Source organism: Mycobacterium sp. (genome assembly GCF_035314905.1).
Classification (GTDB): domain Bacteria; phylum Actinomycetota; class Actinomycetes; order Mycobacteriales; family Mycobacteriaceae; genus Mycobacterium.
Genome location: NZ_DATFYW010000095.1, coordinates 1 through 22,888, shown reverse-complemented (window position 1 = coordinate 22,888; position 22,888 = coordinate 1). Strand labels below are relative to the sequence as shown.

Annotated in this window: 23 protein-coding genes and 2 pseudogenes; 19 read left to right on the top strand and 6 right to left on the bottom strand. The window is 66.3% G+C overall.

Annotated elements, in window-relative coordinates:
* A pseudogene (locus VKG81_RS07425) lies at positions 1 to 159 on the bottom strand (TetR/AcrR family transcriptional regulator); the annotation flags it as partial.
* A gap of 118 nt (positions 160 to 277) precedes the next feature.
* Here VKG81_RS07425 and VKG81_RS07420 point away from each other — a divergent pair.
* Positions 278 to 1,759 carry a cytochrome P450 gene (locus VKG81_RS07420; RefSeq protein WP_324395187.1) on the top strand — a complete coding sequence of 494 codons (1,482 nt, stop codon included), beginning with the start codon at positions 278 to 280 and terminating at the stop codon, positions 1,757 to 1,759.
* Positions 1,760 to 1,777: 18 nt separating this feature from the next.
* On the opposite strand, the gene VKG81_RS07415 is transcribed toward VKG81_RS07420, so the two are convergent.
* Positions 1,778 to 2,290 carry a homocitrate synthase gene (locus tag VKG81_RS07415; RefSeq protein WP_324395186.1) on the bottom strand — a complete coding sequence of 171 codons (513 nt, stop codon included), beginning with the start codon at positions 2,288 to 2,290 and terminating at the stop codon, positions 1,778 to 1,780.
* 263 nt (positions 2,291 to 2,553) lie between these two features.
* Complete coding sequence (locus tag VKG81_RS07410) at positions 2,554 to 3,579, bottom strand: putative nucleotidyltransferase substrate binding domain-containing protein (RefSeq protein ID WP_324395185.1); 1,026 nt, start codon at positions 3,577 to 3,579, stop codon at positions 2,554 to 2,556.
* Positions 3,580 to 3,761: 182 nt separating this feature from the next.
* Here VKG81_RS07410 and VKG81_RS07405 point away from each other — a divergent pair, with 182 nt between their 5' ends.
* Positions 3,762 to 5,318 carry an amino acid permease gene (locus tag VKG81_RS07405; protein ID WP_324395184.1) on the top strand — a complete coding sequence of 519 codons (1,557 nt, stop codon included), beginning with the start codon at positions 3,762 to 3,764 and terminating at the stop codon, positions 5,316 to 5,318.
* On the opposite strand, the pseudogene VKG81_RS07400 reads toward VKG81_RS07405, so the two are convergent.
* Positions 5,285 to 6,332: pseudogene (locus tag VKG81_RS07400) on the bottom strand (phosphotransferase family protein). The gene VKG81_RS07405 and the pseudogene VKG81_RS07400 sit on opposite strands and share 34 nt — an antisense overlap.
* A gap of 76 nt (positions 6,333 to 6,408) precedes the next feature.
* Between VKG81_RS07400 and VKG81_RS07395 the strand changes: the two are divergent.
* The 16 genes from VKG81_RS07395 to VKG81_RS07325 all read left to right on the top strand — a co-directional run bounded on the left by VKG81_RS07395 (position 6,409) and on the right by VKG81_RS07325 (position 20,572).
* The gene (locus tag VKG81_RS07395; protein ID WP_324395183.1) at positions 6,409 to 6,738 is read left to right on the top strand and encodes a hydrogenase maturation nickel metallochaperone HypA; all 330 of its coding nucleotides are present in this window, start codon (positions 6,409 to 6,411) and stop codon (positions 6,736 to 6,738) included.
* A gap of 2 nt (positions 6,739 to 6,740) precedes the next feature.
* Entirely contained in the window at positions 6,741 to 7,559 is an 819-nt protein-coding gene (hypB, locus tag VKG81_RS07390; protein ID WP_324395182.1) for a hydrogenase nickel incorporation protein HypB, read from the top strand.
* A gap of 84 nt (positions 7,560 to 7,643) precedes the next feature.
* Positions 7,644 to 8,699, top strand: a complete 1,056-nt coding sequence (locus VKG81_RS07385; protein ID WP_324395181.1) for a hydrogenase expression protein HypE — start codon at positions 7,644 to 7,646, stop codon at positions 8,697 to 8,699.
* 89 nt (positions 8,700 to 8,788) lie between these two features.
* Positions 8,789 to 10,585 (top strand): nickel-dependent hydrogenase large subunit, encoded by a 1,797-nt coding sequence (locus tag VKG81_RS07380; RefSeq protein WP_324395180.1) that lies wholly within the window; start codon positions 8,789 to 8,791, stop codon positions 10,583 to 10,585.
* 3 nt (positions 10,586 to 10,588) lie between these two features.
* Positions 10,589 to 11,539, top strand: coding sequence for a NifU family protein (locus VKG81_RS07375; protein WP_324395179.1), 951 nt, complete (start codon positions 10,589 to 10,591; stop codon positions 11,537 to 11,539).
* Positions 11,540 to 12,172 carry a DUF5947 family protein gene (locus VKG81_RS07370; RefSeq protein ID WP_324395178.1) on the top strand — a complete coding sequence of 211 codons (633 nt, stop codon included), beginning with the start codon at positions 11,540 to 11,542 and terminating at the stop codon, positions 12,170 to 12,172.
* Positions 12,169 to 12,813 carry a DUF6084 family protein gene (locus VKG81_RS07365; protein ID WP_324395177.1) on the top strand — a complete coding sequence of 215 codons (645 nt, stop codon included), beginning with the start codon at positions 12,169 to 12,171 and terminating at the stop codon, positions 12,811 to 12,813. The genes VKG81_RS07370 and VKG81_RS07365 overlap by 4 nt, the downstream gene beginning before the upstream one ends.
* Positions 12,810 to 14,141, top strand: a complete 1,332-nt coding sequence (locus VKG81_RS07360) for a hypothetical protein (protein ID WP_324395176.1) — start codon at positions 12,810 to 12,812, stop codon at positions 14,139 to 14,141. Before VKG81_RS07365 ends, VKG81_RS07360 begins: the two co-directional genes overlap by 4 nt.
* Before the next feature lie 2 nt (positions 14,142 to 14,143).
* Complete coding sequence (locus tag VKG81_RS21495) at positions 14,144 to 14,263, top strand: DUF6893 family small protein (protein WP_414685192.1); 120 nt, start codon at positions 14,144 to 14,146, stop codon at positions 14,261 to 14,263.
* Positions 14,264 to 14,279: 16 nt separating this feature from the next.
* Positions 14,280 to 14,774, top strand: a complete 495-nt coding sequence (locus VKG81_RS07355; RefSeq protein ID WP_324395189.1) for a hydrogenase maturation protease — start codon at positions 14,280 to 14,282, stop codon at positions 14,772 to 14,774.
* A 3-nt stretch (positions 14,775 to 14,777) separates the two neighbouring features.
* Positions 14,778 to 15,032, top strand: a complete 255-nt coding sequence (locus VKG81_RS07350) for a HypC/HybG/HupF family hydrogenase formation chaperone (RefSeq protein WP_324395175.1) — start codon at positions 14,778 to 14,780, stop codon at positions 15,030 to 15,032.
* Complete coding sequence (hypF, locus tag VKG81_RS07345; protein ID WP_324395174.1) at positions 15,029 to 17,320, top strand: carbamoyltransferase HypF; 2,292 nt, start codon at positions 15,029 to 15,031, stop codon at positions 17,318 to 17,320. The genes VKG81_RS07350 and hypF overlap by 4 nt, the downstream gene beginning before the upstream one ends.
* A 15-nt stretch (positions 17,321 to 17,335) precedes the next feature.
* On the top strand, positions 17,336 to 17,659 hold the full coding sequence (locus tag VKG81_RS07340) for a HypC/HybG/HupF family hydrogenase formation chaperone (protein ID WP_324395173.1): 324 nt from the start codon (positions 17,336 to 17,338) through the stop codon (positions 17,657 to 17,659).
* Complete coding sequence (gene hypD, locus VKG81_RS07335) at positions 17,656 to 18,756, top strand: hydrogenase formation protein HypD (RefSeq protein WP_324395172.1); 1,101 nt, start codon at positions 17,656 to 17,658, stop codon at positions 18,754 to 18,756. The genes VKG81_RS07340 and hypD overlap by 4 nt, the downstream gene beginning before the upstream one ends.
* Entirely contained in the window at positions 18,749 to 19,837 is a 1,089-nt protein-coding gene (gene hypE / locus VKG81_RS07330) for a hydrogenase expression/formation protein HypE (protein WP_324395171.1), read from the top strand. Before hypD ends, hypE begins: the two co-directional genes overlap by 8 nt.
* A complete protein-coding gene (locus VKG81_RS07325; RefSeq protein WP_324395170.1) occupies positions 19,838 to 20,572 on the top strand; it encodes a DUF6390 family protein in 735 nt (244 codons plus the stop codon). It begins immediately after the preceding gene.
* Here VKG81_RS07325 and VKG81_RS21490 read toward each other — a convergent pair.
* Complete coding sequence (locus tag VKG81_RS21490) at positions 20,556 to 20,816, bottom strand: hypothetical protein (protein ID WP_414685191.1); 261 nt, start codon at positions 20,814 to 20,816, stop codon at positions 20,556 to 20,558. The genes VKG81_RS07325 and VKG81_RS21490 overlap by 17 nt on opposite strands.
* A 280-nt stretch (positions 20,817 to 21,096) precedes the next feature.
* Here VKG81_RS21490 and VKG81_RS07315 point away from each other — a divergent pair, with 280 nt between their 5' ends.
* A complete protein-coding gene (locus VKG81_RS07315) occupies positions 21,097 to 21,834 on the top strand; it encodes a polysaccharide deacetylase family protein (protein ID WP_324395169.1) in 738 nt (245 codons plus the stop codon).
* Positions 21,835 to 21,850: 16 nt separating this feature from the next.
* Here VKG81_RS07315 and VKG81_RS07310 read toward each other — a convergent pair.
* Positions 21,851 to 22,888, bottom strand: a 1,038-nt coding sequence (locus VKG81_RS07310; RefSeq protein ID WP_324395168.1) for a thiamine pyrophosphate-dependent enzyme, incomplete at its 5' end; no start/stop codon positions are given.

The following is a 22,888-nucleotide window of genomic DNA, read 5'->3' as shown; positions in this document are numbered from 1 at the left end:
GCCCGATCTCGCGATGCCGGCCCGTTCGCTGATCGTGCTCACTGACAGATCGCCGAACGACTTCTGCTCGAGCAGTTCCCGCACCGCGCTGACGATGGCCTCCCGTTGCCGGTCACCCCTGGTGCGTCGGATGCCGGGTGGCGCGGATTCGGCGGTCATGGCTCGACTTTCGCATCGACCCACGCCCGAGACAAACTTGACATGCGTCAAGTATGGTCGCGAGGATAGGCATTCAGGCGAGATCCACCACAACGTCTTCAAAAGCGCAGGAGCGTCGATGGCCACGATCAGCACCCCGAATTATCTGCTCGACCAGGCCCGGCGTCGGCTGACGCCGACGGTCAACACCATCCCGGGCATGGGGTTGGCCGAAAAGCGCCTGCTGAGCGTGGACTGGAAGCAGAAGCCGCTGGCGCAGCCGCCTGCCGGTAGCGGGCTAAAGGCGGTGATGGGCGACTCGGGCCTGCCGATCCTCGGCCACGTCATCGAGATGTTCCGCGAGGGACCCGACTTCCCGCTGCACCTCTACCGGACCCGCGGCCCGGTGTTCTTTGCCGACTCGCCGATCCTGCCGTCGATCATCGCGGTCGGCCCGGACGCCATGCAGACCATCTACTCCAACCGCAATAAGGACTACTCGCAGCAGGGCTGGACCCAGGTCATCGGCCCGTTCTTCAACCGGGGCCTGATGCTGCTCGACTTCGACGAGCACATGTTCCACCGCCGCATCATGCAGGAGGCGTTCACCCGAGGCCGATTGGCCGGATACGTCGAGCACATCGACCGGGTCGTGTCGCATGTGGTGGCCAACGATTGGGTTCCCGACGACGCGCGCTTCCTGTTCCATCCGGCAATGAAGGAGCTGGCGTTAGACGTCGCGTCAGTGGTGTTCATGGGCCATGAGCCCGGCACCGACCACGACTTGGTGACCGGGATCAACCGGGCGTTCACGATCACCACCCGCTCCGGTGGCGCGATCCTGCGGTTCCCGCTGCCGCCGTTCAAGTGGTGGCGCGGGCTGCGGGCGCGCAAGGTCCTCGAGGACTACTTCGCTGAGCGCGTCAAAGAGCGCCGCAGCGCCGCTGGCACCGACATGCTGACCGTGCTGTGTCACAGCGAAGACGACGACGGCAACCGCTTCACCGACGAGGACATCGTCAACCACATGATCTTTTTGATGATGGCCGCCCACGACACGGCCACGTCGACGACCACGACCATTGCGTATCACCTCGCGGCCTACCCGCAGTGGCAGGAGCGGGCGCGCGACGAATCAGCGCGGCTGGGCGATGCCCCGCTGGACATCGAGGCGCTCGAGAAGCTGGAAACGCTCGACCTGGTGATGAACGAGTCGATGCGACTGGTCACCCCGGTGCCGTGGGCCATGCGCCAGACCGTGCGCGACACCGAGTTGCTGGGCTACTACGTGCCCGCGGGCACCAACGTCATCGCATGGCCGGCCACGAATCACCGGCTGCCTGAGCTGTGGACGGACCCCTTGCAGTTCGATCCCGAGCGTTTCGCCGAGCCCCGCGCCGAGCACAAGCGGCACCGCTTCGCGTTCACGCCGTTCGGCGGCGGCGCACACAAGTGCATCGGCATGGTGTTCGGGCAGCTCGAAGTCAAGACGGTGATTCACCGGCTGCTGCGCCGGTACCGCCTGGAGCTGGTTCGGCCCGGCTACAAGCCGCGCTACGACCACGGCGGCATGCCCGTGCCGATGGACGGCATGCCGATCGTGCTGCGCCCGCTGCACTGAGGCGCTGGCGCGGCGTGCTCAGGAGGCGGTGAGCAGGCGGTTGGCGCACGCTATGACGGCCCGCAGGGCCGACTGCGTCTTGTCTTCCGACCAGCCCATGCCCCACTCGGCGCGTTCGCCGTTGCATCCCTGAATGAAGGTGGCGGTGTAGTTGCCGGACTCCAGCTGGTGGAACCGCAGCATCTCCAGCGAGAGGCCGCGGTCGTAGAGCATCGCCGTCAGCGCCGCGACGGGTCCGGTCGCAGCTGCGGTCGCAGTCTCGATCCGGTCGCCGATCGCGAACGTGGCTTCGAACGTCCTGGGCTCCGGCCCGAGCCGGGTGGCGGGCCGGTGGGCGTCCGTGCATTCCCAGTGGCCGAGCCGCAGCGGGCCCGAGCTGGGGCTGTAGGTGCTGGTGAACGTGCTCCATGACATGGTCGCGGCAACTTCCCGGAGCCCGCGCGGCAGCGGGACGCCACGGAAACGAGCCGATATCTGTTCGGGGGCGGGCGCCCTGGTGGCGCCGGATGTGGTGCTGGATTGGGTGATCATGAGCCGGTCTTCTGGTCGGAAGGAGATGACCGACGGCGTAGTAGCTTCGACCCACAGCGGGGGTCGGTCTGGAGTCAGACCCCGCTGCGGGGCACTACTACGAGAAGACGCGCGCCATGCACGTGCCCGACATTAGACGGCGACGCCCCGTTGTCGCAACCTCGATTTACGTCCGGGCGGGTGCGCCCGGCGAATGCCCGGCAGCCCACAGGTTCATCGCCTCGTCCGCTCGCTCACGCAGCAGGGGCGCCAACATCGAAACCTCAGAAAAAAGACGGCGTCGACGCGAGGAACCCGAGCTTGCGACGAATGCCGTTGACCTCGCGGCCGATCGCGCGCAACGTTGCACGCTCCTGTGGGGACAGCGTCGATACGGAGATTAGGTCGGTCACCCGTCCGCCGTCGATCCAGGGCGCCGCCCGCTGGCGCCATCGGATGTGCGATAAAGCGGCGCAGCACTCGCGCAGTGTCGCCGCGTCCTCGGCGTCCAACGTGCCCGCCGCCGCGGCATGATCGAGGCGCTCGAGCGTGAACCTCGAGTCCGACCCGGCCGACATCGCTGCCCACCGCGCGATCTTGACTACGGGCTCGACCGCTGCCGCCTTGACGTCGACGGTGTCGACGTGGGTGGCGAACACCCGCAACCGCGACGGGATCCCGGGCCGGGCCGCGGTCGCGTCTTGGAGCATCGCCCGCAAGGCTTGTGGGTGGCGGCGCGTCGCGTCGAGGGTCGCCGCCCGCAGGCCGTCGGCGGGCTCATCGACCGCGACGCAGTCGGACAGCAGCCCGATCATCACTACCCCACGGTCCTCGGCGGGCTCGCTGCACCAGCGCTCGATGCCGTCGGACCAATTGGATCGCCGCCGACAGAACCGGCTCCGGCTGGCCAGCACGCCGTTTCCGTCGGGGTTCAGCCCGCAGCGCTCCAGCATCGCGAGCACGTCCGCGGCCAGCACCATCGCCATCGACTTCGCGTCAGGGTCCACCGCGTTGTCGAGCGAGATCAGCGTTTCGATATCGGAACCCGGAATCGCCTCGCCGCGACCGACACTGCCGGACACGAACCAGGTCCACGGGACGGCCTCGAGCGTGACGAGCCGCGCCGCGGCCGCAACGGCGCGAATCGTCACCTCGGACCAGGCGTCGGCCAGCGCCAGGGCCGGCGTACGCAAGTTCAGAGCCGCCACCGCGGCCTCTCGCGCGTCGGCCAGCGCGGCGCGCATTCGTGGCTCATCGGTGGCAGCATCAATGTCCGCGACTGCCGCGGCGAAGCCGTCCTGATCCGACATGCCGACGATTGTCACCCGTTCCGGGGCTTGGTCACAGAGTCGTTCCGGGGCTTGGTCACAGAGTTGTGACATCGGGGAAACCTCCGCAACAAAATCCCCCGATAATTTCTGTCATACGACAGTTATTGGTCCGGATCGCCCTACCGCGAAGTAGCCAGGTCCACCACCGTCAGGAGTAGTCCATGACCGCTACCTTCGATCCGGCGATCTCGTCCCAGGAGGACGCGGACGCCCTCGCCGAGCTCGGCTACGCCCAGGAGTTGCATCGCGGCATCGGCGCCTACGCCGCGTTCGCCTCCGGGTTCTCGTTCGTGTCGATTCTGACCACCGTGTTCGCGCTGTTCGCGCTCGGGTTCGGTCTCGGCGGTCCGGCGTTCTTCTTCACCTGGCCGATCGTGTTCATCTGCCAGTTCTGTGTGTGCCTGGTGTTCGCCGAACTGTCCGGCAAGTTCCCCGTCGCCGGTGCCATCTATCAGTGGTCGCGCCGGCTGGCCGGCAATGCCGTCGGCTGGTTCGCGGGCTGGTTCATGCTGATCGGCTACATCGTCAGCGTCTCGGCGCTGGCGATGGCGATGCAGAGCGTGCTCCCGTCGGTCTGGAGCGGTTTCCAACTGGTCGGCGGCGATCCGGCGCTGACGTCGGTCAGCGGCGCCACGAACGGCATCATCCTCGGCTCGATCACGATCGTCCTGTGCACGATCGTCAGCGGCGTCGGCGTGTCATTCATGGGCAGGATCACAGTCACGGGCGTGACGATCGAGATCATCGGCGTAATCCTGATCGTCGTCGCGATGTTCATCAAGGCCGAACGCAGCCCCGCCGCGATTGTCGACACCGGTGGTCACGGCCACGGACTGGGATACCTCCCCGGCTTCCTTGCGTCGATGCTGATGGCCGCCTACGTGATGTACGGATTCGATAGCGCCGCAGAGCTTTCCGAGGAGACGAGAGATCCGCGCAAGATCGCGCCCAAGGCGATCGTCAACGCGCTGTTGGTGTCGTTCGTCGGCGGCGGGCTGATGATATTGGCGGCACTGTTGGCCGCACCGTCGCTGGGCGACCCGCTGCTGTCAACGGAAGGCATCGCGTGGGTGCTGACAAGTCAGCTGAACACCTGGCTGGGTAAGGCGCTGTTGGTCATTGTCGCGGTCGCGATCTTCTCGGCGACCTTGGCCATCCAGGCGTCGGCGTCGCGGGTGATGTTCTCGATGGCCCGTGACAACCGGCTGCCGTTCGGGTCGCTGCTGGCCCGGGTCAACAAGCGCACCGGCACCCCGCTGATCACCGGTAGCACGGTGAGCGTCCTGGCGATTCTGGTCCTGTTGGTCAACCTGGGCCAGGCGGGCGTCTTCGCCGCGATCACCAGCGTGTCGGTCGTGATTGTGTACCTGGCCTATCTGATGGTGACCGTGCCGGCATTGATCCAGCGGCTGCGCGGCCGGAGCCTCAGCTACGGGCCGCCGATCCTCGACCTCGGCAAGTGGGGCATTCCGATCAACGTGACCGCGGCGGTCATGGGCGCGCTCCTGTGCGTAAACATCGCATGGCCGCGGACCGAGGTGTATGACCCGGACGGCACATCATGGTTCCTGCAGTACTTCGCGCTGATTTTCGTCGCCGTGACGCTCGTGGCCGGATACTTCGCCTACCGGGTGGTCAGGGACCGCGCGGGCGCCACCGGCCGGGTGGACACTCTCGCGGACAGTCAGCGGAACGGATCCTTGCCTTCGGCCACCTGAGAGCCGAGTTCGATGAGCCGGGTGGCGCACGCATGCAGGCGCTCACCGACTTCACGCGTCACCTGCCCGGCCAGCATGCGCACCCAGCTGCCCTCCAACACGACGCCGAGCTTGAAACAGGCAAGCGCCTCATACCAATCCAGGCGCACGGTCGACCGACCTCCCGCGGCAACGTAGGCGTCCAGGAGTTCTTGGCGAGTGGCCAGGCCACCCAGCGAGGCAAGCGGTTCGCCGACGCCCAGCGGGTCGGGTTCGACGGGCCAGCAGATCAGCAGCCACGCCAGATCGAGCAATGGGTCGCCGACGGTACACATTTCCCAGTCGACGAACGCCGTCACCTCGGGGCGATCCCGTCGCAGTGACACGTTGTTGAGATGAACGTCGCCGTGGATGATTCCGGGGACCGCGTCAGGCGGGCGGTTGGTCTCCAGCCAGTCGCCCAGGTCGTCGACGCCTGGTAGTGAGTCGGCCTCGTAGCTCTCGTGTTGGCGATACGCGTCGAGCGCGCCCCGCCACTGCGGAACCTGGTGCGCCAGAAAGGATCCCGGCCGTTTGATGGCAGCTGGTTCGCTGCCCTCCCAGGGCGCATTGCCGAGCAGCGCAAGGCTTTCCGCGAAATGCAGGCCGACGCGGTGGCGCAGCTTCTCGTCACTGGCGTAGGCCCCGGACACCTCGTTTCCGGGATTGAATCCGTCGATCTCGGCCATCAGATAGAAGACGACGCCGAGCAACTCGAGATCGTCGCAGCCGGCAATGAATTCGGGATGCGGGACGGCGGTTCCGGCCAGCGTGCGCAACACCGCGATCTCCCGCAGCATCGTCTTGTCGCTCGTCGGCCTGGGATGGGCGGGCGGCCGTCGCAACACCACCGGCCGGCCGTCGATGCGCAGCCGCACCACGATGTTCTGGGTCCCGCCGGCAAGTGGCGTGATATCGGTGAGCTTCGAACCGATCCCCTTTGCGCGCCCAGTCCCGAAGCGCGACCACGTCTTGGTTGCTCAGCGTCTCGGTCACGCGACGATCGTAGGCCCGTTGTGCCCGGCGGAACGCCGTCCTATCGTGGGCGATATCGAGCCGAAGCGGAGCAGAGTTGCACGAGATGGCGATCACGCAGAGTGTTGTCGATGCGGTGTGCGAGCACGCCGCAGGCCGCCGCGTGCACAGCGTCCGGCTTCAGGTCGGCGCGCTCTGCGGGGTCGTGCCCGACTCGATGCAGTTCTGCTTCGAGTTGGCGACCGAAGGCACTGTCGCCGACCGTGCACGTCTCGATCTTGATGTGGAGCCGGGTTCTGCTCGCTGCCGCTCCTGCGGCGACGAGTTCGTGTTGCCTGATCTGATCCTGCTGTGCCCGTGCGGCAGTGCCGACGTCGAGGTGCTCGCCGGCCGCGAACTGCGGATCCTGTCGATGGAAGTGAGCTGACCATGTGCGCAACCTGCGGCTGCGGCGATGACGGTGCCGTGATCACCCTCGCCGATGAAACCGGCCAGACCCACGCCGACGGTCACCACCACCACCATGATCATGATCACGGCCACGATCACCCGCCCGCCACCGAGACCATCTCGCTCGAACAGAAGGTGCTCGCAAAGAACGACCTGCTGGCCCAACAGAACCGCAGGTGGTTGGCAGAACGCAACATCCTCGCCTTCAACGTCACCAGCTCGCCGGGAGCGGGCAAGACGACGCTGCTGGAACGAACCATCCGGGAACTCGGCGTCGACCGGCCCGTCGCTGTCATCGAGGGCGACCAGGAGACGCTCCTGGACGCCCAGCGGATCGCGGCGACCGGCTGCCGGGTCGTACAAGTCAACACCGGCGCGGGATGCCACCTCGACGCCGACATGATCCACCGCGCACTGGAGACGCTCGACCCCCAACCCGATTCGCTGCTGTTCGTCGAGAACGTCGGAAACCTGGTCTGCCCGGCCCTGTTCGATCTCGGCGAGCAAACAAAGGTGGTAGTCATCTCCGTGACCGAGGGGGCCGACAAACCGCTGAAGTATCCGCACATGTTCGCGGCCGCGGGTCTGGTGCTGATCAACAAGACCGATCTGCTGCCATATGTCGACTTTGACCTGGATATCTGCGCCCGCCACGCCCGCTCGATCAACCCGAAGGTTGAGATTCTTCCGCTGTCGGCGACCACGGGCGAAGGAGTCGAACGGTGGTACGCGTGGATTGACGCGCGCGCAAACGATTTTGTTGAACTGGTCATTGACAAGTCGGTGGGGTGGGAGTAGACCCGGAAACTAGCGCCGCGCAAGTGGGCCGAGGGTCGACTCCGGCGGTGTAGGGACGGAGCCGGTCCCGGGAAGAGCTCGGTTATGCCATCTGAGGCAGCAGTCAGGGCAGAGGATACGTTGATTCATGTTTTGTGGATCAATGCTGGTTTGAGTTGTGACGGTGATTCGGTGGCGTTGACTGCCGCCACGCAGCCCAGTGTGGAGGAGATTGCGCTGGGGGCCCTTCCGGGGTTGCCGAAGGTCGCCGTGCATTGGCCGTTGATTGATTTTGAGTGCGGCCCCACCGGGGGTGCGGACGATTTTTTGGCGTGGTTTTTTAAGGCTGATCGGGGTGAGTTGGAGCCGTTCGTGCTGGTGGTGGAGGGCTCGATTCCCAATGAGGCGCTCCATGATGAGGGGTATTGGTGCGGGTTTGGCAATGATCCGGCCACCGGGCAGCCGATGACGACCAGTGAGTGGTTGGACCGGTTGGCGCCCAAGGCGACCGCGGTGGTTGCGGTGGGCACGTGCGCCACCTATGGCGGGATTCATGCGATGGCGGGTAATCCGACCGGGGCGATGGGGGTGCCCGATTATTTGGGGTGGCAGTGGAAGTCCAAGGCCGGGATTCCGGTGGTGTGTGTGCCGGGGTGTCCGATTCATCCGGATAATTTGTCGGAGACGTTGACGTATTTGTTGTATATGGCCACCGGTCAGGCGCCGATGATTCCCCTCGATGATGCGTTGCGCCCGGCGTGGTTGTTCGGCACTACCGTCCACGAGGGGTGCGACCGGGCCGGCTATTACGAGCAGGGTGATTTCGCCACCGAGTATGGATCACCCAAATGCATTGTCAAGCTTGGCTGTTGGGGTCCGGTCGTGAAGTGCAACGTGCCCAAGCGAGGCTGGATCAACGGGATCGGTGGATGCCCGAACGTGGGCGGGATTTGTATCGGGTGCACGATGCCGGGGTTCCCGGACAAGTTCATGCCGTTTATGGATGAGCCGCCCGGGGGCAAGGTGTCGACCACGGCGGTGGGGTTTTATGGGTCGGTGATCCGCAATCTGCGCCATATCACCGAGCGCACGGTGGACAAGGAGCCCAAGTGGCGCCACCCGGGTACCAAGCTGGAGACCGGAGCGACGCGCACCTGGTAGCTGCGGGTCGTGGCGGCCTGCCCCCGGTGCGTGTGTGTGGTGAACGTGTTGTTGGCCCTGACCCGTAGTCGAGTGGAAAGAGAAGTGCGATGACAGCGATCATTCCCGAGCCCTCGCAGGTGTCGCGTGAGCCCGGCCGGTTGGTGGAGATGGCCTGGGATCCGATCACCCGGATCGTGGGCAGCCTGGGCATCTACACCAAGATCGATTTCGACAACCGTGAGGTGGTGGAGTGCCATTCCACCTCGTCGATCTTTCGTGGGTATTCGATTTTCATGCGCGGCAAAGACCCCCGCGACGCGCATTTCATCACCAGCCGCATCTGCGGGATCTGCGGGGACAACCACGCCACCTGCTCGTGTTACACCCAGAACATGGCCTACGGGGTGCAGCCGCCCCACATCGCCGAATGGATCGTCAACCTCGGTGAGGCCGCCGAGTACATGTTCGACCACAACATCTTCCAGGAGAACCTGGTCGGGGTGGACTTCTGCGAGAAGATGGTCGCCGAGACCAACCCGGGGGTGCTGGCCAAGGCCGAAAACACCCCGGCCCCCCACGCCGACGCCCACGGCTACCGCAGCGTGGCCGACATCATGCGCGCGCTCAACCCGTTCACCGGCGAGTTCTACCGCGAGGCCCTGCAAGTCAGCCGCTGGACCCGCGAGATGTTCTGCCTGATGGAAGGCCGCCACGTGCACCCCTCCACGCTCTACCCCGGCGGGGTCGGCACCAGCGCCACCATCCAGCTGATGACCGACTACATGACCCGGCTGATGCGCTACGTGGAATTCATGAAAAAGGTCGTCCCCATGCACGACGACTTGTTCGACTTCTTCTACGAGGCCCTGCCCGGCTACGACAAGGTCGGCCTGCGGCGCACCCTGCTGGGCTGCTGGGGCTCCTTCCAAGACCCCGAGGTCTGCAACTTCGCCTACAAAGACATGGAAAACTGGGGCCGGGCCATGTTCGTCACCCCCGGCGTGGTGGTCGACGGCAAACTGCTCACCACCAGCCTGGTCGACATCAATCTGGGCATCCGCATCCTGTTGGGCCACTCCTACTACGACGACTGGACCGACCAGGAAATGTTCGTCAAGACCGACCCCCTGGGCAACCCCGTCGACCGGCGCCACCCCTGGAACCAACACACCAACCCGCACCCCCAAAAACGCGACTTCGACGACAAATACTCCTGGGTGATGGCCCCGCGCTGGTTCGACGGCAAAGACCACCTCGCCCTCGACACCGGCGGTGGCCCACTGGCCCGCCTGTGGGCCACCGCCCTGGCCGGACTCGTCGACATCGGCTACGTCAAAGCCACCGGCCACAGCGTGCAGATCAACCTGCCCAAAACCGCGCTGAAAGGCCCCGTCGAATTCGAATGGAAAATCCCCCCACAAGGCTCCAACACCATCGAACGCGACCGCGCCCGCACCTACTTCCAGGCCTACGCCGCCGCCAGCGCCCTGCACTTCGCCGAAAAAGCCCTCACCGAAATCCGCGCCGGACGCACCAAAACCTGGGAAAAATTCGACGTCCCCGACGAAGGCATCGGCTGCGGATTCACCGAAGCCGTCCGCGGCGTGCTCAGCCACCACATGGTCATCCGCAACGGCAAAATCGCCAACTACCACCCCTACCCCCCCACCCCCTGGAACGCCAACCCCCGCGACAGCTACGGCACCCCAGGACCCTACGAAGACGCCGTCCAAGGCCAACCCATCTTCGAAGAAAACGACCGCGAACACTTCAAAGGCATCGACATCATGCGCACCGTACGCAGCTTCGACCCCTGCCTACCCTGCGGAGTCCACATGTACCTCGGCAACGGCAAAACCATCCAAAAACTCCACACCCCCACCCAATCCCTCACCGGGGAGTAATACATGGCCGACCGCCCGGACGAGGTGGCAGACGACGCGCAGTGGCGCACGGCGGGCGATCGGATCCAAACGTTGCTCGACGCCAGCGCCGCCGGTGGCCCCGTCGCGCACGAGCGCGCCGAGCAACTGGTCCGCGAGGTCACCGACCTGTACGGCGCGGGCCTGGAGCGCATGATGCAGATGGCGGTCGCCGCCAACCCGGACCTGGCCGAGACGTTCGCCGCCGACGACCTCGTCGCCAGCCTCATGCTGGTGCACGGCATCCACCCGCACAGCGTCGAACGGCGGGTCGCCGATGCGCTCGACACCGTGCGCCCGTACCTGGGATCTCATGGTGGGGACGTCCACCTGCTCGAGGTCGCCGGCGAGGCCGACAACTACGACAACTACGACAACTACACGGTCAGGCTGCAGTTCTCCGGGAGCTGCCGCAGCTGCCCGTCGTCGTCGGTGACCCTCGAGCTCGCGGTCGAGGACGCTGTCCGTGCGGCCGCGCCGGAGATATCGGCGATCGAGGTGGTCGCGGCCGAGAAGGATCCGAAGTCCGGGATCATTCCGGCCGAGTCGTTGCTGAGCCGCCTACACGACGATCGACGCCGGCCGGCGGCGTGGGAACCGGTGCCCTACCTCGCCGATCTGGGACCCGGAGAGGTCGGCGGGTTTCGTGTGGCCGGCACCACGTTGGTGGCGTGCCGGGTCGGTGCCGAGCTTTTCGCCTATCGCGACCGGTGTGGCAGCTGCCGGGGTTCACTGGCGGGCGCGGCGCTCCATCGCCAACTCGGCTCGGCCGTTCTGGTGTTGCGATGCCCTCGCTGCCACGCCCACTTCGATGTTGTCCACGCCGGGGCCTGCGTCGATGGAAACGGTGAGGCGGGCACTCACCTCGAGCCGATCCCCCTGTTGGAGCGGGACGGCGTGCTGTCGATGGCCATCGTCGCGCCGGGGGTGGCCTGAGTGGGCGGCGCCTACGACGTGCTGGCGCGCATTCGCGCCGCTCGCTCGGCTCCGCAGCCGGCAGGTGAGCGGTGCGAGATGTGCGCGGAGCCGATCGCCGACGAGCATCAACATGTGGTGAATGTCGAAGGGCGGCAACTGATGTGCGTATGCCGCGCCTGTTATCTGCTCTTCACCGACAGCCATGCCGACCTGCGCTACCGCGCGGTACCGGATCGGTATTTGTCGTTCCCCGACTTCGCGCTGGGGCGCCGCGAATGGGAATTGCTGCAAATCCCGGTCGGTCTCGCGTTCTTCTTCCGCAACTCCGCGCTTGGCCGCACGGTCGCCTTTTACCCGGGTCCGGCCGGCGCGACCGAATCCGAGTTGGACATGGACGCCTGGAACGGCATCCGGGCCGCCGACCCACGTGTCGACATGCTCACCGACGACACGGAAGCGCTGATCGTGCGGGTGCCAGACGACGAGTCGCAGCCGCCGGAATGCCGCCTGGTGCCCATCGACGCGTGCTACGAGTTCGTCGGCCGGCTGCGGATGCTGTGGCACGGCTTCGACGGCGGCCAGCACGTCCGGGCTTACATCGAGGACTTCTTCAACCACGTCCGGGCCCGCAGCGAGGTCATCCCGCCGTGACCGAGGTGACGTTTGCGGTTCTGGACATCGCGCCGGAACCCTACGCGGTGACACCCGTGCTGACAGCACGAGTTGGGGTCGCGGCCGTCGGTGATGAGCCGGTGCACGCGATAGCGCTGCGGTGCCAGGTCCGCATCGAGCCGCTGCGACGCCCTTACTCCGACGAGGAAGCGGCCGGGTTGCTCGACCTGTTCGGCCCCCGGGAGCGCTGGAGCACCACGCAACGCAATTTTCTGTGGCAGCATGCGACCGCGATGGTGCCGGGCTTCACGGGTGACACACAGTTCGACCTGCCGCTGGAGTGCACCTACGACTTCGAGGTGACCGGCGCCAAGTACATGCACGCGCTGCGCGACAGGACCATCCCCCTGCAGTTCCTTTTCAGCGGAACGGTTTTCGTGCAAGGCGAACGGGGTTTCGCGGTTCAGCAGGTGCCGTGGGACCGCGAGGACCGCTATGACTTGCCGGTCGCGTTGTGGCGTGACCTGATTGAGCTGCACTACCCGAACACCGGGTGGGTGCGGCTACGCCGCGACACCCTCGATGCGCTTGCCTCATACAAATCCGGACAGGGGATGCTCGGATTCGACGATGCGATCACGTCGCTGCTGAGCACGAGCACAACCAGAGATGCCCGATGACCGAGTGGGATCGGGTTCGGACCATCGCCGACGCCGTGCTGTACGAGGGGTACCTGCTCTACCCGTACCGGGCGAATTCACGAAAAAACCAGTCGCGCTTCCAGTTCGGGGTGCTGGGGCCACAGCGGGCTGCCGAACGCGGCATAGGTGAAGACGACACCATGTCGGCCCAGATCCTTCTGGATCCGAAGGACGATGCCACGCTGACGCTCGTCGTGCGATTCCTCCAGCTGCAGCGCCGAACCGCCGAACGCGATGCCGGCGGAGGAGAATTCGAGCCGGTCGACGAGCTGACCGCCGGCTCGCGGACATGGCTCACCTGGGACGAGGCGGTCGAGCGGGAGCTGTCGTTCGGTCCGTTGGCGTTGACCGAACTGCTGGCGGGGCAGATCATTCCGATCGTCGTCGACGGCGGCATCGACGTCGAAGATGTCGACGGCGGCCGGCTGGTGCGCAGCCGCCGGCACCTCACCAGCGAATTGACCTTGTCCGGCGAACCCGACGGCGGACTGCTGCAGGTCAGCCTCGCGGTCCACAACACCGGCGCCCCGCCCGCCGACAAGGACGACGCGATCGCGGCGTCGATGATCGGCACGCACCTCATCGTCCACGTGGACAACGGTGAGTTCGTCTCGCTCCTTGACCCACCGGCCTCAGCGGTCGATACGGTCGCCCGCTGCCGCCAGCATCGGTGCTTCCCTGTGCTGGCCGGCCTTGCCGGCGAACGAGACCTGATGCTGGTCTCGCCCATCATCCTCTACGACCACCCCGAGATTGCCGAACAAAGCGAGGGGGCCCTCTATGACTCCACGGAGATCGACGAGATCCTGACGCTGCGGATCATGACGATGACCGACGAGGAGAAGGCCCAAGCCCGGGCGACCGATCCGCTGGCCGCCGAGATCATCGACCGCTGCGACTCGATGTCGCCGGAGGCTTTGCTGAATCTCCATGGTGTGCTGCGGAATCCGCATGCGCTTCCAGCGCAGGAGCCGGGTTTGATCCCGGAGATCCCCGATGGAGCCAACTGGTGGGATCCCATGGCCGACTTGGCGGTGCGGCCCGAGATCGACGCGGTGCTGGTCAACGGCGTGCGGGTGACGCGGGGCAGCCGCGTTCGGCTTCACCCGTCGCGGCGTGCGGACGCGCAGGATATCTTCTTCTCCGGCAGGACCGCTCGCGTCACTTCGGTCCACGAAGACGTCGACGGTAACCAGCACGTCGCGGTCGTCGTCGAAGATGATCCCGCAGCCGACCTGCACGACTGGTACGGCCGCTACCTCTACTTCTCACCCGATGAAGTGGAACCGCTCACCGAAAGGAACTAGAGATGGCCATAGTGGGTTGGGTGGCAATTGCGGTCGTCGCGATCATCGTCCTGGCGGGAATCGTGATCGGCCTGGGTTCGATCCCGGACGCGCGGCGTTATATGCGGATGAGGCGGATGTAGTGGAAATGGGGGTCACATTACGTCTCGGATTCTGGTAGCCGGCATCGGCAACATCTTCCTCAGCGACGACGGTTTCGGTCCTGAGGTGATCAGGCGCGGGTCAGACCGGCTCGCGCAATTTGGTGTGCGCGTCGTCGACTACGGCATTCGCGGCATGCATCTGGCTTACGACCTGCTCGACGGGTGGGACGCGCTGGTGCTCGTGGACGCGGTGCCCGAAAAGCGCTCACCGGGCACCCTGCACGTGTTCGAGGCAGATCATGAAACTCTCGGCGGAACGGCGGCCTTGGACGCGCACAGCATGGATCCCGCCGCGGTGTTCGCCGGCTTGGCCGCACTCGGCGGTAGCGCACCGTACACGGTCGTCGTCGGTTGCGAGGTGGCAACGGTGGACGAGGGCATGGGCCTGAGCGAGCCCGTCGCAGCCGCTGTGAATGGCGCGGTCGCCGCGGTCGAGGAGGTCGTGGCCGGTCTCCTGTCGGGGGCCGGTGTGCCGGCGAGGGAGGGCTGACCTGTGTGCTTGGGAATCCCCGGACAGGTGGTTCAGATGCTGGAGGGCTACGGCGGACAGCTCGCGCTGGTCGACGTCGCCGGCGAACAGCGCAAGGTCAACGTCGGGATGCTGCCCGAGCAGACCTTCGGGCCCGGCGACTGGGTGATCATCCACATGGGTTTCGTCGTCGAGAAGACCGACAAGGACGGCGCCGACGCCGCGCTCGCGGGGCTGGAGCTGATGGGCCGGGGCCGCGACCAGGAATCCTCGCCGTGACGACCCGGCGCCGGCTGCGCATCACGGTGCGCGGCGTCGTGCAGGGCGTCGGCTTCAGGCCGTTCGTATACACCACCGCGGCCGCGCTCGGGCTCGCCGGATCCGTGCGCAACGACAGTTCGGGCGCGATCATCGAGGTCGAGGGAACTGACGACGACATCGGCGAGTTCCTCCGCCGGCTTCGCCACCAAGCGCCGCCGCTCGCCATCATCGACTCCGTTGATGGACAAGACGTCCCCCGTGTCGGCGGCACCGGCTTCGTGATCGCCGACACGTCGCGCTCCGGCGGCGGCCGCACCCTGGCTTCTCCGGACGTCGCGATGTGCGCCGAGTGCGCCGCCGAACTGCGCAACCCGGCCGACCGGCGCTTCCGGCACCCGTTCATCAACTGCACCAACTGCGGTCCACGCTTCACGATCATCACGTCGCTCCCCTACGACCGGCCGACTACCACGATGGCGGCGTTCGACATGTGCCCGCGGTGCGCGCGCGAATACGCCGACCCGGCCGACCGACGCTTCCATGCGCAGCCGATCTGCTGTCCGGATTGTGGCCCGACCCTGCGATACCGACGGCCGGGCGCTGAGGTCCTGGCCGGCGAGCCGGCACTGACCTCGGCCCGCGCGTTGCTGCGTTCTGGCGGTGTGCTGGCGGTCAAGGGCTTGGGCGGCTACCACCTTGCCTGCGACGCACGCAACGCGGCGGCTGTGGCAGAACTGCGTACGCGAAAGCGCCGCGGAGACAAGCCTTTTGCGGTCATGGTGCCCGACCTCGACACCGCGCGCAAAATCGCCATCGTGGATGACGCGGCCGCTCGGGTGCTGTGCGGAGCGCAGCGCCCTATCGTGCTGCTTCCCCGGCTGCCCGCTACGGGGATCGCCGACACGGTGGCACCGCGCAACCCCGACCTCGGCATCATGCTCGCGTACACCCCCCTGCACGTGCTGCTGTTCGGCATGCCTGGCGATGCGCCCGGGCCGCAGGTGCTGGTGATGACATCGGGCAACCTGGGCGGTGAGCCGATCTGCTTCGCCGACGAGGACGCGCTCGAACGCCTGTCCGGGCTTGCCGACGGCTGGCTGATGCACAACCGGAACATCCTGGTGCCCTGCGACGACTCGGTGGTCCGCCTGCTCGACGGCGCAGAGTTGGCGATCCGCCGCTCGCGCGGGTATGCGCCGCTGCCGGTGGCGCTGCCGGTGGCGGTGCCGCCGACGCTGGCCGTGGGCGCCGATCTGAAGAACACGATGGCAGTGGCCGAGGGCAAGTACGCGTGGCTCAGCCAGCACATCGGCGACATGGACGACATCGCCACCCTGTCGGCGTTCGACGCCGCCCAGCGGCACCTCCGCGCACTGACAGGCGTGTCACCGACAGTGCTTGTCGCGGATGCGCATCCGCGCTACCGATCAGCCGACTGGGCGAACCGCAACGCCGGTGAACGGCCGGTGCGCACGGTGCAGCACCACCACGCCCATATCGCCGCGGTGATGGCCGAGCACGGCTGCGACGGCTCCGAGCAGGTGATCGGCTTCGCGTTCGACGGCACCGGCTACGGGTCCGACGGGGCGGTCTGGGGTGGCGAACTACTGCTTGCCGACTACAAGGGCTACCGCAGGCTTGCCCACCTGAAGTATGTGCCGCTGGCCGGGGGCGACGTCAGCGTGCTGCGGCCGTACCGGATGGCGCTGGCCCACCTCTGGGCGGCCGGAATCGACTGGGATACCAACCTGCCGCCGGTGGTCGCGTGCCCTCCCGGCGAACGCAAGGTACTCGCACATCAACTCGAGACCGGGCTCGGCTGCGCGCAGACGTCGAGCATGGGGCGGCTGTTCGACGCGGTGTCCGCGCTGGCCGGGGTCCGCCAGGTGGTGGCATACGAGGCCCAGGCCGCGATCGAGTTGGAGGGCCTGTCGCGCGGCGTCGACACCGCCGGCGTTCAGTACGCATTCGACGTCCAGGACGGCGCGCCGGTCATCATCGATCCGGCGCCGGTTCTGCACGCGATCGTGAGCGACCGACGTCAAGGTGTTGCGGCGGAGGTCGTCGGCGCGCGGTTCCACATCGCGGTGGCCGTGCTGATCGTCCGGCTCGCGGAGCGGGCCCGCGAGACGACCGCCGCGCGCACCATTGCGCTGTCCGGCGGGGTGTTCCAGAACACACTGCTTCTGCAGCAAGCGCACAATCTGCTGCGCGGCAGAGGCTTCAGCGTGATAACTCATCGGCGCGTGCCACCCAACGACGGTGGCATCGCGCTGGGCCAACTACTGGTCGGGAATTCGGTATGAGAAGGGAGTACGCCGATGTGCTTGGCGGTGCCGGGGAAGATAATTAGCCTTCAGGACCGGGACGGGACGCTGATGTCGATCGTGGATTTCGGCGGCATCAAGAAGGACGTCTGCCTGCAGTACATCCCAGACGCGGTCGTCGGGGAGTACGTCGTCGTTCATGTCGGGTTCGCGATCCAGCGCCTGGACGAGGAATCGGCGATGCGGACATTGGCCGAATTCGAACACCTCGGCGTGATGAAGGAGGAGTTCGGCGACGCGTTCGAAATCGCCGCCAAGCAGGCCGGCGTGCCGGTGCCGACGCCGCAGCCCGATGGAGCAACCGAGGTGAAGTCATGAAGTACCTGGACGAATTCAGCGACCCGGAGCTGGCGGGCAAGCTCGTCGGTCAGATCAAGGCGGCGACCACCCAGCGCTGGTCGATTATGGAAGTCTGTGGCGGCCAGACGCATTCGATCATCCGCCACGGCATCGACCAGCTGCTGCCCGACCACATCGAAATGATCCACGGGCCCGGCTGCCCGGTTTGCGTCACACCGCTGGAGATCATCGACAAGGCACTCGCGATCGCGTCGCGCCCCGGCGTGATCTTCTGCTCGTTCGGCGACATGCTGCGCGTGCCCGGCAGCGAGAAGGACCTGTTCCGCATCAAGAGCGAGGGTGGCGATGTCCGGGTCGTCTACTCGCCGCTCGACGCGCTGAACATCGCCCGGGAGAACCCCGATCGGCAGGTGGTGTTCTTCGGTATCGGGTTCGAAACAACGGCGCCCGCGAACGCGATGACGGTGTACCAGGCCAAACGACTTGGCATTGAAAACTTCTCGCTGCTGGTATCGCATGTGTTGGTGCCGCCGGCGATCTCGGCGATCATGGACTCTCCCACCTGCAGGGTGCAGGCCTTCCTGGCCGCGGGCCACGTGTGCAGCGTCATGGGCATCGGCGAATACCCCGCGCTCACCGAGAAGTACGAGATTCCGATCGTGGTCACCGGGTTCGAGCCGTTGGACATCCTCGAAGGCATCCGCCGGACGGTGCTGCAGCTGGAAGCGGGCAAACACGAACTCGAGAACGCATACCCGCGCGCTGTCCGCGCGGAAGGCAACGTCGCGGCCAAGGCCATGTTGCATGACGTTTTCGAGGTGACCGACCGAAACTGGCGGGGCATCGGGATGATCCCGAACAGCGGTTGGCGCCTTTCCCCCGCCTTCCGTGACTACGACGCCGAGCACCGCTTCTCGGTCACCGACATCCACACCTCCGAGTCCGCGATCTGCCGGTCCGGAGAGGTGCTGCAGGGGCTGATCAAACCGCACGAATGCGCGGCGTTCGGGACAACCTGCACGCCGCGCAATCCGCTTGGCGCGACGATGGTTTCGTCGGAGGGCGCGTGTGCGGCCTACTACCTTTACCGGCGACTCGGGGTGACGCATGCCTGAGGCACATGTCAGCCCCAACGGGTCAGGCGCGATCATCGACATGGAGTCCTGGGTGTGCCCGGCCCCGCTGCGCGACGTGCCCAACATCGTGATGGGCCACGGCGGCGGCGGTGCGATGTCGGCCGAGCTGATCGAGCATCTGTTTCTGCCCGCGTTTGGTCCGGCGGCCGACGCGAACATGGGCGACTCGGCGGTGGTCGAGGTCGGAGGTTCGCGCCTGGCGTTCTCCACCGACTCGTTCGTCGTCAAGCCGCTGGTGTTCCCGGGCGGATCCATCGGCGACCTCGCGGTCAACGGCACGGTCAACGACCTCGCGATGGCCGGGGCCCGCCCGATCATGATGTCGACCGCGTTCATCCTCGAGGAGGGCACCGCGCTCGACGAACTCGCCCGCGTCGCGAGGGCGCTCGGCACCGCCGCGCTGGCAGCCGGTGTGAAGCTGGTGACCGGCGACACAAAGGTCGTCGACACCGGCCACGGCGACGGAGTGTTCATTAACACCGCGGGCGTCGGGCTGGTGGACGAACGGGCCGACATCCGGCCGCAGCGCGCACAGCCGGGCGACGTGGTGATCGTCAGCGGCGACATCGGTGTGCACGGGGTGGCCGTGATGAGCTGTCGCGAGGGGCTGGAGTTCGGCACCACGATCGCCAGCGACACCGCGCCGCTGAACGGCTTGGTGGCCGCGATGATCGATACCGGTGCGGACCTCCACGTGCTGCGGGACCCGACGCGCGGCGGAATGGCGGCCGCGCTCAACGAGATCGCCAAGGCGGCCAAGGTGGGCGTCTCGCTCGACGAACGCGCGCTGCCCGTGCCCGCCGAGGTACGTGACGCGTGCAGCATGCTTGGTCTGGACCCGCTGTACGTGGCCAACGAGGGCAAGCTGGTCGCGTTCGTGCCGCCACAGGACGCCGATCGAGTGCTGGCCGCGATGCGCGAGCACCCCCTCGGCGCGTGTGCGGCGGTGATCGGCACCTGCGTGGCCGAACACCCTGGCATCGTCGTCGCGAGAACGGCGCTCGGCGGCACACGGGTTGTCGACCTGCCGATCGGCGAGCAACTGCCGCGGATCTGCTGAATGAGTGCACTCCCCGAACACCAGCTACCGCCAGGCTACGCACTGTTCGCCAGGTACGCGTTCCCGCCGAACGAACTCGGTTATTGCGGTCCGGCCCACGTGGGAGTGTTGCGTAGCGACGATCCATTCGGAATTGCCGCGCACGCCAGGGAATTCGACGGAGCATGGCCCTATTTGCGCGCCATTGCCGAAGCGATCGGCGTCGATGACGCGCTCGACGCCGACGTCGTACGCAGCTACTGGGTCGGAGGGACGCAGCTGGACCGGGTTGACCCTGCGCCGCTGGTTGACCGTCTGCGCGCTTCCTTCAAAGGACAAGTCACCGGTCTGCTCAGTGACCTGACGAACCCCGCAGGAGCTCTGGCGCACCACAGTTTCCACGTTTTCGTGGTATATCCGTGGGTGCGGTTCCTGGACCGCGATCCGACCACGCCGCTTCAGGTGATGCAAGACTGCCGAATACGCTGGGGGACAGTGCAATCCGTCGATGGAGAGCATGCCAGCGTCCTCTCTAGGCCGCTGACGTTCGACGGCGGGGCGCTTCGGCTGGGTGAACCCGCGCCCGAGCGGGTGCGCTGGAGCAAGGACGCCATGTCACTGATCGCCGCGCCGTCGCCTGGGGATACGGTTTCGGCACACTGGGACTGGATCTGCGGCGTCCTCGACGAGACGGAAACCATCGCACTCGCCAAGGCCACGCAGGCGACGCTCGATCTCGTCAACACCACACGCTGAGATCCGCAACTTTCCGGTCGGCAACCCGTAGCCCGGCGGCCTGACCGTTGTCAACGGCCTTCCCGCCCCTGTCCTGCTCGTCCACTTCATCGTGGTCCTCGCGCCGCTCACCGCGGTGCCGGAGATCGTTTGCCGCGTCATCGCCGGCGTCGTGGTCGCGCTCCTCGCGCTGGCCGTCGGAGGTGCGTCGATTATTCAGGTCTACCGCGTCGGTGATGCGGACGCGCAGTCGGTCTGGGGCCACCAACTCACAGCGTCCCGTTGACCGCTGCCAACAATGGCCAGTGCGCTGAGGGCTGTCGCCGATAACCCGCCGGGAGCGACAACGCTGCTTTTTGGGCACTGCTGCCTGATCACCCGGCCCGCTCTTGGGTGGGCGGCGCGGCCCGGCGTGATCGCTTCAGTTTGCGTCCGCGCGACGTGGCGAATCCAGCGCGCGAACGCCCGGGGTCGGATGTCGAAAATCTAAGGCGCAGAAGGAAGTTCTTCTTCCACCCGAGCGCTCGGCGAGCGACAATGATGTCTTGCAACAGATTGATCGGCGCACGATGTTGTGCGCCATTGCGGCCGGCGTGCTCGCGGCGCTAAGCCGTGCCCCGGAAGCCGGCGGTGCACCCATCCGGTGGATGATCCCGCTGGGACGGGTACCCGCGCCGGCCGGTATCCTCGCCCGGCTGCCGGGAAACGGCAATCAACTGGCGCTCACCGTAGACGACGGCACCAGTATCCCGGTGGTGGGCGCGTTCGCGCAGTTTTGCCACGACACCGGCACCCGTCTGACCTTCTTTGTCGACGGCGCCAACAGTTCGTGGTCGGTCAACGTTCCCGCACTGCGACCCATGGTCGATTCGGGGCAGGTCCAGATGGCCAACCACACCTGGTCGCACCCGTACCTCAACCGCATCGGACTGGGCGCGGTGGCAGATCAGATCCGCCACAACGCAGACTTCCTGAGAAACACCTACGGCACGGACGGCACCCCGTATTTCCGTCCGCCCTATGGCGTTCACAACGCGGACATCGACAGGGTGGCCGCCGATCAGGGTTACACCACGATCACGATGTGGAGCGGCGACGTAGGCGATTCAGTGCCCGAGACCGAAAAAAGCCTCGTCGACCACGCGGCCCTGTCGTTCCAGCCGCAGCAGATCGTGCTGATCCACGCCAACCTGCCGACGGTCACCCTCTGCTACCCCCAGCTGATCGATCTCATCCGAACCCGCAACCTGCAAACCGTCACCCTCAACGACGTCTTCGCATGACACCGGCAACCGGAGGTCAGTCCAGGATCCTGCGCGCGACGTTGGTGGTGACGAGGTCGAGCAGTTCGTCGGCCCGGCCGGCCAGAATCGTCCGGATCGCGTACAGCGTGAAGCCCTTCGCCTGCTCGGCGGAAATTGCCGGCGGGATCGACAGCTCCTGCCGCGCGACCACGACGTCGACCAGCGCGGGGCCGTCGTGGGCGAACGCGGCCGCCAGCGCCTGCTCGAGGTCGCCGGGTTGCTCGACACGGCGCCCGAAGATGCCCACCGCCTCGGCGACCGCGGCGAAGTTCGGGTTGTGCAGGTCGGTGCCGAAATTCACGATGCCCGCGGCCTTCATCTCCAGTTCGACGAAGTTGAGCGACGAGTTGTTGAACACCACGATCTTCACCGGCAGGTTGTTCTGTACCAGGGTGAGCAGCTCGCCGAATAGCATGGTCAGGCCGCCGTCGCCGGCCAGTGCGACGACTTGGCGCTGGCGGTAGGCGGTCTGGGCGCCCACCGCGTGGGGCACCGCACAGGCCATCGAGCCGTGCGTGAAGGATCCGCTCAGCCTGCGGCGGCCGTTCATCGTCAGGTAGCGCGCCGCCCAGATCGTCGGGGCTCCGACATCGAACGTGAAAACGGCATCGTCGCTGGCGAGCCGATCTACGAGTCCTGCAACGTATTCCGGGCGGATAGGTATGCGGTCGCGGTCATTAACCGCCAGCGAGTCCAGCGATTTGCGGGTTCGCCGGTAGTGGCGCAGCGACCGGTCCAGGTGATCGCGATCGTCCTTGGCGGCCAGCAGTGGCAGGAGCGCGTCGATCGTGTCTTTCACCGTGCCGACAAGGCCAAGGTTGATCGGCGCACGCCGCCCGAGGTGGCTGCCGCGGATGTCGACCTGAATCACTTCCGCCTCGTCTGGATAGAACTGCGTATAGGGGAAGTCGGTCCCGAGCATGAGCAGCACGTCGGCTTCCTTGATCGCCTTGTACCCGGAGGCATAACCCAGCAGACCCGTCATTCCGACGTCGTAGGGGTTGTCGTATTCGATGTGCTCCTTGCCCCGGAA

What these genes read in the sequence shown, in the direction of transcription:
- VKG81_RS21495 (WP_414685192.1), top strand. Translation starts at nt 14,144, where the DNA reads ATGGCCATAGTGGGTTGGGTGGCAATTGCGGTCGTCGCGATCATCGTC.
- VKG81_RS07405 (WP_324395184.1), top strand. Translation starts at nt 3,762, where the DNA reads ATGACCGCTACCTTCGATCCGGCGATCTCGTCCCAGGAGGACGCGGAC.
- VKG81_RS07380 (WP_324395180.1), top strand. Translation starts at nt 8,789, where the DNA reads ATGACAGCGATCATTCCCGAGCCCTCGCAGGTGTCGCGTGAGCCCGGC.
- VKG81_RS07360 (WP_324395176.1), top strand. Translation starts at nt 12,810, where the DNA reads ATGACCGAGTGGGATCGGGTTCGGACCATCGCCGACGCCGTGCTGTAC.
- VKG81_RS07340 (WP_324395173.1), top strand. Translation starts at nt 17,336, where the DNA reads ATGTGCTTGGCGGTGCCGGGGAAGATAATTAGCCTTCAGGACCGGGAC.
- VKG81_RS07385 (WP_324395181.1), top strand. Translation starts at nt 7,644, where the DNA reads ATGCCATCTGAGGCAGCAGTCAGGGCAGAGGATACGTTGATTCATGTT.
- VKG81_RS07325 (WP_324395170.1), top strand. Translation starts at nt 19,838, where the DNA reads ATGAGTGCACTCCCCGAACACCAGCTACCGCCAGGCTACGCACTGTTC.
- hypD (WP_324395172.1), top strand. Translation starts at nt 17,656, where the DNA reads ATGAAGTACCTGGACGAATTCAGCGACCCGGAGCTGGCGGGCAAGCTC.
- hypE (WP_324395171.1), top strand. Translation starts at nt 18,749, where the DNA reads ATGCCTGAGGCACATGTCAGCCCCAACGGGTCAGGCGCGATCATCGAC.
- VKG81_RS07420 (WP_324395187.1), top strand. Translation starts at nt 278, where the DNA reads ATGGCCACGATCAGCACCCCGAATTATCTGCTCGACCAGGCCCGGCGT.
- VKG81_RS07410 (WP_324395185.1), bottom strand. Translation starts at nt 3,579, where the DNA reads ATGTCGGATCAGGACGGCTTCGCCGCGGCAGTCGCGGACATTGATGCT.
- hypB (WP_324395182.1), top strand. Translation starts at nt 6,741, where the DNA reads ATGTGCGCAACCTGCGGCTGCGGCGATGACGGTGCCGTGATCACCCTC.
- VKG81_RS07415 (WP_324395186.1), bottom strand. Translation starts at nt 2,290, where the DNA reads ATGATCACCCAATCCAGCACCACATCCGGCGCCACCAGGGCGCCCGCC.
- VKG81_RS07375 (WP_324395179.1), top strand. Translation starts at nt 10,589, where the DNA reads ATGGCCGACCGCCCGGACGAGGTGGCAGACGACGCGCAGTGGCGCACG.